The 375-nt window shown below is 67.5% G+C and carries 1 pseudogene; it reads left to right on the forward strand.

Annotation, left to right across the window (positions count from 1 at the left end):
* Positions 1-46: 46 nt before the first annotated feature.
* Positions 47-375 (forward strand): annotated as a pseudogene (locus tag ASD66_RS02920) (hypothetical protein); the annotation flags it as partial.

A 375-nucleotide genomic window follows, 5' to 3' on the forward strand; every position in this document is an offset into this window, starting at 1 on the left:
CGACCAATCTTTGGGTGGTGAAGGGACACCGTTGGTGGCGGCGTTCGTGACCGAGTCTTGGGCCACCGCCACCGCCGTGTCCTCCTGGACCGCAAAGAAGGTCCTGGCCAACACGTTGGACCTGCACCACCGGCTCCCGCTCACCTGGGCCGCGGTCGATGCGTTGGAGCTGGAGGCCTGGCGGGGCTGCAAGATCGCCGAGGACACCCACGACCTCTCCGCCGAGGCCGCCGAGTGGATCGACACCGAACTCGCCCGCCTGGGCCGGTACGGGATCCCGACCATCGAGAAGACCATCAGGTCGGCGATCGCGAAGTTCCACCCCGACAAACTCGACAACGACCCGTCCCCGGTGCCCGGGAAGGACCAGTGGGA

The sequence above is a fragment of the Nocardioides sp. Root151 genome (assembly GCF_001427925.1).
GTDB lineage: Bacteria > Actinomycetota > Actinomycetes > Propionibacteriales > Nocardioidaceae > Nocardioides.